This is a genomic window from Streptomyces sp. NBC_01426 (assembly GCF_036231985.1).
Lineage (GTDB): Bacteria > Actinomycetota > Actinomycetes > Streptomycetales > Streptomycetaceae > Streptomyces.
This window is the reverse complement of the sequence record NZ_CP109500.1, coordinates 6680194-6693112: the sequence shown is the minus strand read 5'-3', so window position 1 is coordinate 6693112 and position 12919 is coordinate 6680194. Positions and strand designations below refer to the sequence as shown.

The following is a 12919-nucleotide window of genomic DNA, read 5'->3' as shown; positions in this document are numbered from 1 at the left end:
CCACAGGCACGGCAGTGGGTGGGTGGACCGGGTGGTCAGACGGCCGGCTGGCGGACGTCGGCGGCGGTCGCCCCGGTGACCGGGCCGGCCTCGTCGGTCAGCGCCTTGAGGCCCCGGTCGAGTATCGAGTCGAGGATCTCGCCGACGCGCACCGCGGTGTTGGACAGCAGGGAGGAGGTGATGCCGTGGGTGTGTTCGGTCCCGCCCTGCAGGTAGATGCCGCAGCGCAGGTCGAGGTCGGTCGCCACGCGGTAGTCGCGCTCGACCCGGACGCGGCCCTGGTCGTCGCGGTGGCACCGGTCGGCGACCTCGCCGAGGAGGCCGAGGCCGTCCGCCTGGAGGTACCCGGTGGCGCACACCACGACGTCGGCGTCGAGCAGGTTCTCCTCCCCGCTGACGAGGGACTTGATGGTGGCGCGGACCCCGTCGGCCGTCTCCTCCACGCCCGTCAGGCGCGAGACGTTCAGGAAGCGGAGCCGCTCGGCGCCGAGCACCTTCTCGCGGTACGCCTGCCGGTACAGGTCGTCGATGAGGTCCATGTCGACGACGGAGTAGTTGGTGTTGGCGTGGTAGCCCATGAGCCGCTGCTTGACGTCCTCGGGCGCCGAGTAGTACTCGCCCACGGCCTCGGGGTCGAAGATGCGGTTGGCGAAGCTGCTGTCGTCCGCCGGGCTGTAGCCGTAGCGGGAGAAGACCGCGCACACCTCGGCCTGCGGGAAGCGGCGGTGCAGGTAGGCGACGTTCTCGGCGGCGCTCTGGCCGGCGCCGACCACGACGAAGCGGGTGGGCTCGTCGCCCTCCAGACCCTCGACCTTCGACAGCAGGTCGGAGTTGTGCCAGACGCGCTCGGTCCGCTCGACGCCTTCCGGCATGACGGGGCGCAGCCCGGTTCCGATGACGAGGTTGCGGGCCCGGTGCACGACGACCTCGTCACCGGAGCGCGCCGTCACGTCGAGGTACTCCACGACGCCGTCCCGCACCACGGGCTCGACGGAGACGACCTGGTGGCCGTAGGAGACCATGTCGTCGACCTTCGCCGCGGCCCACTCCAGGTAGTCGTGGAACTCGACGCGGAGCGGGAACAGGTTCTTGTGATTGACGAAGTCGATCAGGCGGCCCTTGCTCTGCAGGTAGCAGAGGAAGCTGTACTCGCTGGTGGGGTTCCGGAGCGTCACCAGGTCCTTCATGAAGGACACTTGCATGGTGGCGTCGTCGATGAGCATGCCGCGGTGCCAACCGAAGCGGGGCTGCTGCTCGAAGAAGTGAGCGGTGACCGCCTCTTGCCTTCCGACGCGCGCGTTGTGCTCGCTGAGAGCGATCGCCATGGCAACGTTCGAGGGGCCGAAGCCGATGCCGATCAGATCGTGGATCAGTGGTGCGTCGCCAGGAAGAGCCTGTGACATGTCACTCCCATTGGTGCGGGACAGCCGCCTGCCAGGCGTCGTGTCGGGGGTGGGGGAATAGGGGAGTCCAGGGCACGCCGGTGACCGGCAGCCCAGTGGAACTTAGGTAAAGCTAACCTGATCCAGGGTTGCTGTCGACCTGACAAAACGGTCAATCCACCCTCAGTCGGGTCAATCGGGCCCAGAAACAGGCTGGTTGGATCGTTAGGTTAGGCTCGCTTTACTTACCCTGCTCACCTTAGGAGGAACCCCGATGCGGGTCGTCATGTTCGGCTACCAAACCTGGGGCCATCGCACCCTGAAGGCGCTCCTGGACTCCGAGCACGACGTCGTGATGGTCGTGACGCACCCCAAGAGCGAGCACGCGTACGAGAAGATCTGGAGCGACTCGGTCGCCGAGCTCGCCGAGGAACACGGTGTTCCGGTCGTCATCCGCAACCGCCCCGACGACGAGGAGCTGTTCCGGCTGCTCAAGGAGGCCGACCCGGACATCCTCGTCGCCAACAACTGGCGTACCTGGATCCCGCCGCGCATCTACAACCTGCCGCGGCACGGCACCCTCAACGTGCACGACTCGCTGCTGCCCAAGTACGCCGGCTTCTCCCCGCTGATCTGGGCGCTCATCAACGGCGAGCCCGAAGTGGGCGTCACCGCGCACATGATGGACGAGGTGCTCGACGCCGGGGACATCGTCCTCCAGCGCTCGGTCGCCGTCGGCCCGACGGACACGACCACGGACCTGTTCCACAAGACGGTCGACCTGATCGCCCCGGTCACCATCGGCGCCCTCGACCTGATCGCCTCCGGGCAGAGCGAGTTCACGAAGCAGGACCGGTCCCAGGCCACCTTCTTCCACAAGCGGGCCGAGGAGGACATCCGGATCGACTGGACCTGGCCCGCCGAGGTCCTGGAGCGCCTGGTCCGCGCCCAGTGCGCGCCGTACCCGGCCGCCTTCACCTTCCACAAGGGCAAGCGCCTGGAGGTACTTTCCGCGGTCGTGTCCGAGGGCCTGTACGGCGGCACTCCCGGGCGGATCTTCTACCGCGAGGGCGAGGGCGTGGTGATCGTCGCCGGGGCCGACGCGCGCACGGGCCGCAACCACGGCCTGGCCGTCACCCGGGTACGGACCGAGGACGGCCGCGAGCTGCCCGCGTCCGAATACTTCACGGCCATGGGCGGCTACCTGACGGGCCGTCCCTGACGCCACGGGCAGCCCCTGCCGCCGCTGCGACCCCCGCCCGCCCCGCCCGCCCCGGACGGTCCCGGGGCGGGCGGGCCCCCACCGCCGCACGGATCCCCTTCCCGCGCGGCGGTGGGGTTTGACCGGTCGGCACTTCGGTACACATCCGGTGGACGACACCCGGCGGGTGGTGACCGCCGTGCACATCACCAGGGCACTACGCCGGCGTCGTCGAAGAACTGGCCGGTGGGGCCGTCGTCGGGCAGGGTCGCGAGTTTGATGGCGATCGCCGCGCCCTGTTCGGGGGTGCGCACGCCGCGGAAGCCGTTGAGGTCGGTCGCGACGTAGCCGGGGCAGCCGGCGTTGATCAGGATGTTCGTGCCGCGCAGCTCCCGGGCGTACTGGAGGGTGACGGCGTTCAGGAACGTCTTGGACGGTGCGTACGCCACGGCCACGGGACCCGCCGTCTGCTCGGCGGCGGTTCCTGACTGTCGGGTGAGGGAGCCGACGCTGCTGGACATGTTCACGATCCGAGGTGACGCAGAGCGGCGCAGCAGCGGCATCATCGCGTTGGTGACGCGGATGACGCCGATCACGTTGGTCTCCACGACCGTCCGGATGGTGGCGAGATCGGCTCGGGTGGGCTCCTGCGGCATGCCGCCGGCGATGCCGGCGTTGTTGACGAGCACGTCGAGGCGCCCCGCCCGTTCCTCGATCAGCCGTGCGGCGGCGGTGACGCTCGCGTCGTCGGTCACGTCCAGCGGTACGCCGAACGCGTCGACGCCGGCCGCGCGCAGGTGCTCCACCGCTGCCTCACGCCGCTGATCGTCTCGGGCACCGACGCCGACGCTCCAGCCGAGGGCGCCCAGGCCCGCGGCGATCTCGTGGCCGATTCCCTTGTTCGCGCCGGTGACCAGCGCAATCGTTCGTTCGCTCATGGGAACCATGCTGCACTCGCACCCCGGCGGGGGGCCAAGACCGATGGGGTGGACAGCGATACCGTCCAGGTATTGATCCGGGGTAGCGTGGCCGGATGGAGACCCGGGAACTGCGCTACTTCGTCGCGGTCGCTGAAGAGCTGCACTTCGGGCGGGCCGCGCAGCGGCTCGGGATCGCGCAGCCGCCCCTGTCACGGGCGATCCAGCAGCTCGAACGCCGGCTCGGGGTAACGCTGCTGGATCGGACCAGCCGCACCGTCACGCTGACCGAGGCCGGTTCGGTGCTGTTGGCCGAGGGCCGGGCGGCCCTCGGCGCGGTCCACGCCGCCGAGCGCCGGACCCGCCGCGCAGGCCTTTCCGCGACCGGGCGTCCCGGCCTGGTCCTGGTGACGAAGGCCAGCGCGTCCAGAGAACTGCTGGCCGAACTGCTCGACGCGTACGCCGCCGAACCCGGCGCGGTCCCCGTCGACGTCATCCTGTGCGGCCCGGCCGAGCAGGAACGGCTTCTGCGCGAGGGCCGGGCCGACGTGGCGCTGTTGCACCGGCCGTTCGACTCGACGGCCGGGTTCGACTCCGAAGTCCTCGGCACGGAGGGCCAGGTCGTGGTCCTGCCGGTTGGGCATCCGCTCACCGTCCGGGCCCATGTGCACATGGCCGACGTCGCCGGGCTGCCGGGCCTTCCTCTACCGCGTTGGCCCGGCCCGGACGGCACCTACCCGCCCGGCCCCGGCCCACAAGTCCGCGACCACGCGCAGTTGTTGCAGCTCGTCGCGCTCGGCCGGGCGTGCGCGGTGTCACCGGAGTCGTGCCGAGCCCAACTGCCCGGTGACCTCGCCGCCGTGCCCGTGCTGGACGCGCCGAAAGTCACCACCGTGATCGCCTGGCCACCGCACAGTCGGTCCCGAGCCGTCGCCGACCTTGTCCGCACTGCGACACGTCTGCGGTAGTTCCCCCATGCCTGGCCAGGTTCCACCCAGCGTGGCCCGGCTCACCCGCTGAGACCTGCACGGCATGAACAGCCGGTGCCGGCCATCGCTCCCGAAGCGCCGACTGCAAAGCCTCGCCACAGGGGTTGTGACTACGGACAACAGTTGTCACAGGTTCAGCGGCGGACGCGGGGCATGCCGAGGCCGATCCACGAGATGATCTCGCGCTGGATCTCGTTGTTGCCGCCGCCGAAGGTGAAGATGACCGCGCTGCGGTAGCCGCGCTCCAGCTCGCCGTGCAGGACCGCCCCGGCGGAACCGTCCTTGAGGGAGCCCGCCGCGCCGACCACCTCCATGAGCCAGGCGTACGCGTCGCGGCGCGCCTCGGAGCCGTAGACCTTGACGGCGGAGGCGTCCTGCGGGGTGAGGGTGCCGGCCTCCACCGCGTTCACCATCTGCCAGTTGAGCAGCTTCATCGCGTCGAGCCGCGTGTGGGTGCGGGCGAGCCTGCCGCGGACCCAGGAGAGGTCGATCACGCGGCGCCCGTCGGCGAGTCGGGTCCGCGCGGCCCAGCGTTGGACGTCGTGCAGGGCGCGGATGGCCATGGTCCCGTGGGCGGCGAGGGTGACGCGCTCGTGGTTGAGCTGGTTGGTGATCAGGCGCCAGCCCTTGTTCTCCCGGCCGACCCGGCGGCTCGCCGGGACGCGGATGTCCTCGTAGTGGCTCGCGGTGGTGTCGTGCGAGGCGAGCGTGTTGATGAGGGTGCAGGAGTACCCGGGGTCCGAGGTCGGCACGAGGAGCATGGTGATGCCCTTGTGCGCGGGGGCGTCGGGGTCGGTGCGGACGGCGAGCCAGACCCAGTCGGCGGTGTCGCCGTTGGTGGTCCAGATCTTCTGGCCGTTGACCACGTAGGTGCCGGTGTCCTCGTCGCCCTCGCGGACGGCCTTGCACTTGAGCGCGGCGAGGTCGGTGCCGGCGTCGGGTTCGCTGTAGCCGATGGCGAAGTCGATCTCGCCGGCGAGGATCTTCGGGAGGAAGGAGGCCTTCTGCTCGTCGGTGCCGAACTGCATGATGGTCGGCCCGACGGTGTTCAGCGCCATGAGCGGCAGCGGCACGACGGCCTGCGCGGCCTCGTCGAAGAAGATGAACTGGTCCACCGGGGACATCCCGCGTCCGCCGTACTCCTCGGGCCAGCCGACGCCGAGCCATCCGTCGGCTCCCAGCCGGCGGATGGTCTCGCGGTAGAAGCGCTTCTGCGCGGCCGGGTCCTCGTAGCGGGCGTAGACGTCCTGCGGGACCAGTTCGGCGAAGTAGGCGCGCAGCTCGGTGCGCAACCGCTGCTGCTCGGGCGTGTATTCGAGGTGCACGGGCCCTCCGGGAGGTCTCGCGGTCCGTCGTCACTGGCGCAGGGCAGACTAGAACCTGTTCCAAGAATCCGGAAGGGTCCTCGGGTCGGGGTTTGCGGCGACCGCGCCGGACCGCTGACAGCGAGCCCCCGCCTGCCCGACAATGGCCCCTTGGATCAGGGGACTTCGACCGTCCGGGGGGGATGCGTGGACCACGAGGCATGGCTACGGGAGATGGGCGGGCGCGACCGGGCTCCACAGCGCCCGGCGGTCGGTCCCGAGGGGGTGACACAGATCCACGAGCCGGGCGCGCTGCCGTTCGAGGAGGAGCAGCCGGGCCGGCAGCAGTGCTGGGACCGCATCCCCGCCGCCACGACCGCGACCCTGCTGGAGAAGGCGGGGAAGGTCCTGACCTGGTGGGCGTACCCCGAGCCGAACGGGCACCCGAGGGCGCTGGTGATCGGCGAGCGGGGGATCTGCCGCGTCGCACCGGTCATCCGGGCGGGCGTGCCCGAGTACCGGGGTGAGCGGGTCCGCCTGGAGCCCGGCTCGCTGCGGCGGCGTTCCTTCGACCACCGGCCCCCGAAGGTCGGCCGCCCCAAGACCCCCGCACCGGCCGCTCCCCCGCCGCCCGGGGTGCCGGTGGAGCGGCTCGACCTCGCTCCGGAGGCGCGCGGGATCCTCGGCCAGTTCCCGTTGGAGGTGCAGGACTTCCTCCAACGGCCGTTCCTGTCCGGGGCCGACCGGCAGGTGAGCGCCGACTGGTACTACGACGAGACGCGGGACGGGCGGCGCGCGACCCTGTTCATCGCGCTGTGCCTGCAAACCGAGCGCGCCCTGGCCGTGGTCGAGGCCACCCGGACGCTGGCCCGGGGCGCCCGCGTGGACCAGGCGAGCTGGCCGGCCATCGAGTGCCATCAGGCCCGGTTGCTGCCGCGCTGACCGGCGTCCTGCCGGGCAGCGGTGGTCGCCGCCCCGCGAGCGGGGCGGCGGCGCTCAGTTCAGGGCGGTGAGCATGGCGGCGGCGGTCTTCGCCATCGCCGTTCGGGCCGCCGTGAGGTAGGGGCGCGGGTCCGCGGGCGTGAGGTGGGTGCGGATGGCGTCCGTCATCGCCACGTTCAGCGCGGTGCCGATGTTGACCTTGCGGATGCCGCCCGCGACGGCTGCCGCGAGTTCGGAGTCCGGGAGCCCGGAGGAGCCGTGCAGCACCAGGGGCACGTCCACGGTCTTGGCCAGGCGGGCGAGCAGCGCGTGGTCCAGTACGGCGGTCCGGCTGGTCATGGCGTGGCTGCTGCCGATGGCGACGGCGAGCGCGTCCACCCCGGAGTCGGCGACGAACCGTCGCGCCTCGTCCGGGTCGGTACGGGCGCCCGGCGCGTGCGGGTCCAGCGGCGCGGCCCCGTTCTTGCCCCCGACCTCCCCCAGTTCGGCCTCGATCCACAGCCCGTTGGCGTGGGCCCAGTCGGCGGCGGAGCGAGTGGCCTCCAGGTTCTCGGCGTACGGCAACTGCGCGGCGTCGTACATCACCGACCCGAAGCCGGCGTCCGCGGCCCGACGCAGCAGTTCGGAGCTCTTGACGTGGTCGAGGTGCAGCCCGACGGGGACGGCGGCCGCCTCCGCGCAGGCGACGGCCGCGCGGGCGATGGGGAGCAGTTGCCCGCCCCGGAACTTCACCGCGTTCTCGCTGAGTTGCAGGATCACCGGCAGGCCCACCTGCTCGGCGCCCGCGATGACGGCTTCGGCGTGTTCCAGCGTGATGATGTTGAAGGCGGCGACGGCGCGGCCGGCCTTGGCCGCGTCCGCCACCAGGCCGCCGGCGGGGACGAGGGTCATCGGACCGCCTCCTGGCCCGTGGTGAGGATGACGGAGCGGGTCAGGTTGCGGGGCGCGTCCGGGTCGAGCCGTCGGTGCGCGGCGACGGCGAGCGCCAGCCGGTGGACGCGGACCAGTTCGGCGAGGGGGTCGAGGCGGCCCTCCACCCATGCGGCGCCGGCGCCGCGGACCTGTTCGGCGATGCCGTCGGGGGTCTCGCCGAGGGACCAGGTGAGGGTGCCGGGGCCGGTGACGCTGACGGGGCCGTGCCGGTACTCCATGGCCGGGTAGGACTCGGCCCAGGACAGGGAGGCCTCGCGCATCTTCAGGGCGGCCTCGTGGGCGAGTCCCACGCTCCAGCCGCGGCCGAGGAAGGTGTACTGGTCGAGGGTCTCCAGTCCGGTGGGCAGCGGTTCGGCGAGCGCGGTGCGCGCGTCGGCGACGACGGCCGGGGCGTGGGCGCCGACGTGGGCCCGCAGCAGGGTGAGGGCGGTGGTGGCGAAGCGGGTCTGTACGACGGACCGTTCGTCCGCGAAGTCCAGGACCACGAGGTCGTCCGCGAGGGTCGTCACGGGCGTGGCCGGGTCCCCGATGACGGCGGTGGTCGCCACCGCGGCGTCCCGGAGACCGGCCAGCAGGTCCAGTACCTCGGTGGTGGTTCCGGAGCGGGTCAGTGCCACGACGCGGTCGTAGCGGCGGTGGCGCGGGAACTCCGAGGCGGGGAAGGCGTCCGTCTCGCCCTGACCGGACTCCTCGCGCAGCACGGCGGCGGCCTGGGCCATGTAGTAGGAGGTTCCGCAGCCGACGATCGCGACGCGCTCCCCGTGTCGCGGCAGCGAGGTCCGGTGCGTGGTGGCCAGTTCGGCGGCCCGTTCCCAGCATTCGGGTTGTGTGGCCAACTCCTGCGCGACGTGACTCATACGGGCTCCCTGGTACGCGACGGCTCGTGGATGCGTTTTCTTGCAAGGTAGCGGGCAGTTTCACGCAACTTCAAGCATCCACGGCGGCGAGCTGCTGGGTTAACCTCGACGCCGGGGCCGCACGGACGGCCCTTCGGAGCACGCACGAGGGGGGCCATGACCCGCAACGAACGCCGGCAGAAGCTGCTGGACCTGCTGGTGGAGGGCGGCGGGCTGGAGGTGGAACCCGCGGCGGAGGCGCTCGGCGTGTCCGCCGCGACCATCCGCAGGGACCTCGATCAGCTCGCGGAACAGCAGTTGCTCGTCCGCACCCGCGGCGGGGCGGCGCCGCACGGGGTCTCCTACGAACTCCCCCTGCGCTACCGGACCTCCCGCCGCGCCGCCGAGAAGGGCAGGATCAGCGAGGCGGTGGCGGCGCTGATCGCCCCGGGCGAAGTCGTCGGCCTGACGGGCGGCACGACCACCACCGAGGTCGCCCGCGCGCTGGCGGCCCGCGCGGACCTCGCCACGGGCTCCCCCGCCCTGACCGTCGTCACCAATGCCCTGAACATCGCGGGAGAACTGGTGATCCGACCCCAGTTCAAGATCGTGCTGACGGGCGGGGTGGCTCGCCCCCAGTCCTACGAACTGACGGGGCCGCTGGCCCAACAGGTGCTCGGACAGCTGACCGTGGACACCGCGGTCGTCGGCGTCGACGCCTTCGACCCGGTGGACGGCGCCGCCACCCGGCACGAGGACGAGGCCGCCATGAACCGGCTGCTGTGCGAGCGCGCCCGCCGCGTGGTGATCGCGGCCGACTCCAGCAAGCTCGGCGTACGCGCCTTCGCCCGGATCTGCGCGGCGTCCGCCGTGGACGTGCTGGTGACGGACACGGGGGTGTCGCCCGCCGTGGCCGACGCCTTCGCGAGGGCGGGCGTCGAGGTCCACCGCGTCTGAGCGGGGCGTACACCCGACGGGACGCGCACCCCAGGGATGCCACCGGGAGGGTCCGGCCCGAGCGGACAGCGTGTCGGGCGGGCCGTGCACCGGGTGAGTCGGTGCGTCGGCCGGGTCAGTGCGTCGGGACCCGTTCCGCCTCGCGCGACAGGGCCGCCAGCACGGGGGCGATCAGCGGGTGGGACTCGGCGCCCCGGCGGGTGGCGGCGAAGACCCGGCGGGTGGCGGCCGGGCCGACGACCGGGCGGACCTGGACCTCCTTGAGGTCCATGCCGCGCAGGGCCGAACGCGGGACCAGGGCGACGCCGCCCCCCGCGCCGACGAGGGCCGTCACGGCGCGGAAGTCGTCGGAGGAGTGCGCGAACCGCGGCTGGAAACCGGCCAGTTCACAGGCCAGCAGGGTCACGTCGTGGCACGGGTTGCCGGGGTACTGGCCCACCCAGTCGGAGTCGGAGAGGTCCGCGAGCGACACGGTGGGCAGGTCCGCGAGGGGGTGACCGGCCGGCAGGACCGCGTCGAAGGGTTCCGCGTAGAGGGGGACGATCGACAGCCGGCCGTCGTCCGCGCCCGGGGCGCCCCGGTACTCCACCGCGAGCGCCAGGTCCGCCTCGCCGGCCAGCAGCAGCGGCAGGCTCTGGTCGCCCTCAGCGTCGCGGACGCGGAGCCGGATCCCGGGATGGTCCACCGCGAGGCGGGCGAGCGCCGGGGCGAGCACCTCCGCGATGCCGGTGGCGAAGGCGGCGACCGTGACCTCGCCCGCCGAGCCGCCCGCGTACGCCGCGAGTTCGGCTTCGGCGCGCTCCAGTTGGGCCAGCACCTCGTGGGCGTGCCCGACGAGGATCTCCCCGGCCGCGGTGAGCCGTACGCCCCGGCCGCTGCGGGTCAGCAGGGCGTGTCCGGTCTCCTGCTCCAGCGCGGCGAGCTGCTGGGAGACGGCGGAGGGGGTGAGGTACAGGGCTGCGGCCGCGGCGGTCACCGTACGGTGGTCCGCCACGGCCCGCAGGATGCGCAGCCGGCGGGGGTCGATCACCCCGCCATTGTCTCAGGCCACAGCCGTCCCGAGCGCCGCACGGGCCTCGATGAACGCCGCCACCGCGCGCTCCACGTCGGCCGTGGAGTGGGCGGCCGACAACTGCACGCGGATCCGGGCCGCGCCCATGGGCACCACGGGGTACGAGAAGCCGATCACGTACACGCCGCGCTCCAGCAGCAGCTCCGCCATCCGGGCCGCCTCGGCGGCGTCCCCGATCATGACGGGGGCGATGGCGTGGTCGCCGGGGAGGACCTCGAAGCCGGCGTCGGTCATCTTCGCGCGGAAGAGCGCGGTGTTGGCGGCGAGCTGCTCGCGCAGGTCGCCGGCCGACTCCAGCAGGTCGAGGACCTTGAGCGAGGCCGCCGCGATCACGGGGGCGAGGGAGTTGGAGAAGAGGTACGGACGCGAGCGCTGGCGCAGCAGTTCGACGATCTCGGCGCGCGCCGCGACGTAGCCGCCGGAGGCGCCGCCGAGGGCCTTGCCCAGGGTGCCGGTGATGATGTCGACCCGGTCCATGACCCCGTGCAGTTCGGGGGTGCCGCGGCCGCCGGGGCCGACGAAGCCGACGGCGTGCGAGTCGTCGACCATGACCATGGCGTCGTAGCGCTCGGCGAGGTCGCAGATCTCCGCGAGCGGGGCGACGTATCCGTCCATGGAGAACACGCCGTCGGTGACGATCAGACGGCGGCGGGCGTCCTGGGCGTCCTTGAGCCGGGTCTCCAGCTCCGCGAGGTCGCGGTTCGCGTAGCGGTAGCGGCGGGCCTTGGAGAGGCGGATGCCGTCGATGATCGAGGCGTGGTTGAGGGCGTCGGAGATCACCGCGTCCTCGGCGCCGAGGAGGGTCTCGAAGACGCCGCCGTTGGCGTCGAAGCACGAGGAGTAGAGGATCGTGTCCTCCTGGCCCAGGAAGGAGGACAGGCGCGCCTCCAGTTCCTTGTGGACCTCCTGGGTGCCGCAGATGAAGCGGACGGAGGCCATGCCGTAGCCCCAGCGGTCCAGGGCGTCCTTGGCGGCGGCGACGACCTCGGGGTGGTCGGCCAGGCCGAGGTAGTTGTTGGCGCAGAAGTTCAGGACCTCGCCCGCGGCGCCGCCGGAGGTGACGCCGACGGACGCGTTCTGCGGGGTGCCGATGACGCGCTCGGGCTTGTGCAGGCCGGCGGAGCGGATCTCGTCGAGGGTGTTGCGCAGGTCCTGGCGGACGGTCTCGAACATGGCGGGCGTGCTCTCTTTCTCCTGGTGCGGCGGAGGGAGGGGGGCCGGGCCCCGCGGAGGGGGGAGGGTGTGCGGGGCCCGGCCGGAGGGAGATGGTTCGGGGGACGGCCGCGGGCCGTCCGGGGTCGGGCGGGGAGGCTACGCCGTCCAGTCGAGGATGATCTTGCCGCTGCGGGCGGTGGACGCCTCGTCGAAGGCGGCCTCGAAGTCGGTGTGCGCGTACCGGCCGGTGATGACGGGGCTGAGGTCGAGCCCGCCCTCCAGCAGCACGGTCATCGCGTACCAGGTCTCGAACATCTCGCGGCCGTAGATGCCCTTGATGGTGATCATCGAGGTGACGACCTTCGCCCAGTCGACCGGAAAGTCCTGGGCGGGCAGGCCCAGCATGGCGATCCGGCCGCCGTGCGTCATGTTGGCGATCATGTCCTGCATGGCCTCGGCGCGCCCGGACATCTCCAGGCCGATGTCGAAGCCCTCGCGCAGTCCGAGGGTGGCCTGCGCGTCCGCGATCGTCGACTCGCGGACATCGACCGCGAGCGTGGCGCCGGCCTTGCGGGCGATCTCCAGACGCTCGGGGCTGACGTCGGTGATGACCACGTTGCGGGCGCCGGCGTGCCGGGCCACGGCCGCCGCCATGATGCCGATGGGGCCGGCGCCGGTGATCAGCACGTCCTCGCCGACGAGCGGGAAGGACAGCGCGGTGTGCACGGCGTTGCCGAAGGGGTCGAAGATGGCCGCCACGTCGAGGTCGACCTCGGTGCGGTGCACCCACACGTTCTGCGCGGGCAGGACGACGTACTCGGCGAACGCCCCGTCGCGTCCGACGCCGAGGCCGATCGTGCTGCGGCACAGGTGGCGGCGCCCGGCCAGGCAGTTGCGGCACTTCCCGCACACCAGGTGGCCCTCGCCGCTGACCAGCGCGCCGATCTCGATGTCCCGCACGTCGGCGCCCAGCGCCGCGACCTCGCCCACGAACTCGTGACCGAGCACGAGGGGGGTCTTGACGGCGCCCTGCGCCCAGCCGTCCCAGGCCCGGATGTGCAGGTCGGTGCCGCAGATGCCGGTGCGGAGCACCTTGATGAGCACGTCGCCGGGGCCGTACTCGGGCTCGGGGACGTCCATGAGCCACAGCCCGGGCTCGGCCTTGTGCTTGACGAGTGCCTTCATGAACGTGGCTCCAGGCATGCGGAGGGGAGCACCTCGGGGCGTGCGG

At 72.2% G+C, this 12919-nt stretch carries 12 protein-coding genes; 4 read left to right on the top strand and 8 right to left on the bottom strand.

The window, feature by feature from the left end:
• Window positions 1–35: 35 nt before the first annotated feature.
• The gene (locus OG906_RS29910) at window positions 36–1403 is read right to left on the bottom strand and encodes a lysine N(6)-hydroxylase/L-ornithine N(5)-oxygenase family protein (protein WP_329447205.1); all 1368 of its coding nucleotides are present in this window, start codon (window positions 1401–1403) and stop codon (window positions 36–38) included.
• Window positions 1404–1656: 253 nt separating this feature from the next.
• On the opposite strand from OG906_RS29910, the gene OG906_RS29905 reads away from it, so the two are divergent.
• Window positions 1657–2604: a methionyl-tRNA formyltransferase gene (locus OG906_RS29905; RefSeq protein ID WP_329447204.1), complete on the top strand. Its 948-nt coding sequence runs from the start codon at window positions 1657–1659 to the stop codon at window positions 2602–2604.
• A gap of 185 nt (window positions 2605–2789) precedes the next feature.
• On the opposite strand, the gene OG906_RS29900 is transcribed toward OG906_RS29905, so the two are convergent.
• Window positions 2790–3521: an SDR family oxidoreductase gene (locus OG906_RS29900; RefSeq protein ID WP_329447203.1), complete on the bottom strand. Its 732-nt coding sequence runs from the start codon at window positions 3519–3521 to the stop codon at window positions 2790–2792.
• A gap of 95 nt (window positions 3522–3616) precedes the next feature.
• Between OG906_RS29900 and OG906_RS29895 the strand changes: the two genes are divergently transcribed.
• A complete protein-coding gene (locus OG906_RS29895; protein ID WP_329447202.1) occupies window positions 3617–4468 on the top strand; it encodes a LysR family transcriptional regulator in 852 nt (283 codons plus the stop codon).
• A 155-nt stretch (window positions 4469–4623) separates the two neighbouring features.
• Here OG906_RS29895 and OG906_RS29890 read toward each other — a convergent pair whose 3' ends face one another.
• A complete protein-coding gene (locus OG906_RS29890) occupies window positions 4624–5814 on the bottom strand; it encodes an acyl-CoA dehydrogenase family protein (RefSeq protein ID WP_329447201.1) in 1191 nt (396 codons plus the stop codon).
• 186 nt (window positions 5815–6000) lie between these two features.
• Between OG906_RS29890 and OG906_RS29885 the strand changes: the two genes are divergently transcribed.
• The gene (locus tag OG906_RS29885; RefSeq protein ID WP_329447200.1) at window positions 6001–6735 is read left to right on the top strand and encodes a hypothetical protein; all 735 of its coding nucleotides are present in this window, start codon (window positions 6001–6003) and stop codon (window positions 6733–6735) included.
• A 54-nt stretch (window positions 6736–6789) separates the two neighbouring features.
• On the opposite strand, the gene OG906_RS29880 is transcribed toward OG906_RS29885, so the two are convergent.
• Together OG906_RS29880 and OG906_RS29875 are read right to left on the bottom strand one after the other, a co-directional pair.
• Window positions 6790–7626: a class II fructose-bisphosphate aldolase gene (locus tag OG906_RS29880; RefSeq protein WP_329447199.1), complete on the bottom strand. Its 837-nt coding sequence runs from the start codon at window positions 7624–7626 to the stop codon at window positions 6790–6792.
• Window positions 7623–8525 (bottom strand): SIS domain-containing protein, encoded by a 903-nt coding sequence (locus tag OG906_RS29875; protein ID WP_329447198.1) that lies wholly within the window; start codon window positions 8523–8525, stop codon window positions 7623–7625. Before OG906_RS29875 ends, OG906_RS29880 begins: the two co-directional genes overlap by 4 nt.
• A gap of 156 nt (window positions 8526–8681) precedes the next feature.
• Between OG906_RS29875 and OG906_RS29870 the strand changes: the two genes are divergently transcribed.
• The gene (locus tag OG906_RS29870) at window positions 8682–9461 is read left to right on the top strand and encodes a DeoR/GlpR family DNA-binding transcription regulator (RefSeq protein WP_329447197.1); all 780 of its coding nucleotides are present in this window, start codon (window positions 8682–8684) and stop codon (window positions 9459–9461) included.
• A gap of 115 nt (window positions 9462–9576) precedes the next feature.
• On the opposite strand, the gene OG906_RS29865 is transcribed toward OG906_RS29870, so the two are convergent.
• The 3 genes from OG906_RS29865 to tdh all read right to left on the bottom strand — a co-directional run bounded on the left by OG906_RS29865 (window position 9577) and on the right by tdh (window position 12873).
• On the bottom strand, window positions 9577–10491 hold the full coding sequence (locus OG906_RS29865; protein WP_267796364.1) for a LysR family transcriptional regulator: 915 nt from the start codon (window positions 10489–10491) through the stop codon (window positions 9577–9579).
• 12 nt (window positions 10492–10503) lie between these two features.
• A complete protein-coding gene (locus tag OG906_RS29860) occupies window positions 10504–11706 on the bottom strand; it encodes a glycine C-acetyltransferase (RefSeq protein ID WP_267796363.1) in 1203 nt (400 codons plus the stop codon).
• 138 nt (window positions 11707–11844) lie between these two features.
• The gene (gene tdh, locus OG906_RS29855; RefSeq protein WP_329448174.1) at window positions 11845–12873 is read right to left on the bottom strand and encodes an L-threonine 3-dehydrogenase; all 1029 of its coding nucleotides are present in this window, start codon (window positions 12871–12873) and stop codon (window positions 11845–11847) included.
• Window positions 12874–12919 lie beyond the last annotated feature (46 nt).